Annotated in this window: 1 protein-coding gene; it reads right to left on the bottom strand. The window is 40.5% G+C overall.

Annotated elements, in window-relative coordinates:
- Positions 1 to 40 precede the first annotated feature (40 nt).
- Positions 41 to 1,385 (bottom strand): PolC-type DNA polymerase III (locus tag AC1DUW_RS28855; RefSeq protein ID WP_477644191.1); only part of this gene is annotated, 1,345 nt, incomplete at its 5' end.

The following is a 1,385-nucleotide window of genomic DNA, read 5'->3' on the forward strand; positions in this document are numbered from 1 at the left end:
TATCATGTCTGTTTCTTCCTTTTTATCATCAGCTTCTCTTTTAAAATAAAGATAACTGATTTTGTTCAGGCAGAGACTCTAGACAGCCTTGTTTATCAAGGTATTCAAGAATCGTCTTGGATACTTTCCCTCGCTGTTGTAGGTCTTCTTTCGAGAGGAATTCTCCATTCTTACGTGCATTAACGATATTGATGGCCGCATTTGTTCCAAGACCTGGTATTGAATTGAATGGTGGAATCAACGTGTTACCTTCAATTATGAATTGGTCTGCACTAGATTTATACAAATCCACCTTAGCAAAGCTGTATCCGCGTTCACACATTTCTAAGGCAAGTTCAAGAACCGTCAATGTATTCTTTTCCTTAGTAGAAGCATCCAATCCTTTTACATTGATTTCTTCAATCTTAGTTTTGATCGCCTGAGATCCCCGCGTCATCGCATCGATTTCAAAATCATCGGCACGAACTGTGAAATAAGCGGCATAATATAATAAAGGTAAATGCACTTTAAAATAAGCAATCCGGACAGCCATTAAAACATAGGCTGCAGCATGGGCTTTCGGGAACATGTATTTAATCTTTTTACATGAATCGATATACCATTCCGGCACCTCATTTTTTCTCATTTCTGCTTCGAATTCCTCAGATAGCCCTTTCCCTTTACGTACTGATTCCATAATTTTAAACGCCAGGGAAGGATCGAGCCCTTGATAAATCAGATAGACCATAATATCATCCCGACAACCGATAACTTCGCTAAGTGTACATATTCGGTTGTGAATTAACTCCTGAGCATTACTCAACCATACATCGGTACCATGAGATAATCCGGATATCTGGACAAGCTCGGAAAATGTGGTAGGTTTCGTGTCTTCAAGCATCTGCCTAACAAAACGCGTACCAAATTCGGGAATACCGAGCGTTCCAGTTTTACACATAATTTGATCTTCGGTTACTCCTAATGATTCGGTACTGCTGAATATTTTCATTACTTCAGGATCGTCTGTCGGAACCGTTTTTGGATCGATACCGCTCAAATCCTGAAGCATCCTGATTACAGTCGGATCATCGTGACCAAGAATATCAAGTTTTAATATATTATCGTGAATTGAATGGAAATCAAAGTGAGTCGTTTTCCACTCGGAAGTTCGGTCATCCGCTGGGAACTGAATAGGTGTGAAATCATAAATATCCATGTAATCCGGAACAACGATGATTCCACCTGGATGCTGTCCAGTAGTCCGTTTTACTCCTGTACATCCAGCAACAAGACGGTCAGTCTCAGCGCCCCGCATATGGATATTATTGTCGGTAGAATAACCTTTTACATAGCCATACGCCGTTTTTTCAGCTACTGTACCAATCGTTCCAGCGCGGTAAACATAC

This window comes from Peribacillus sp. P4_C12, from assembly GCF_056402095.1.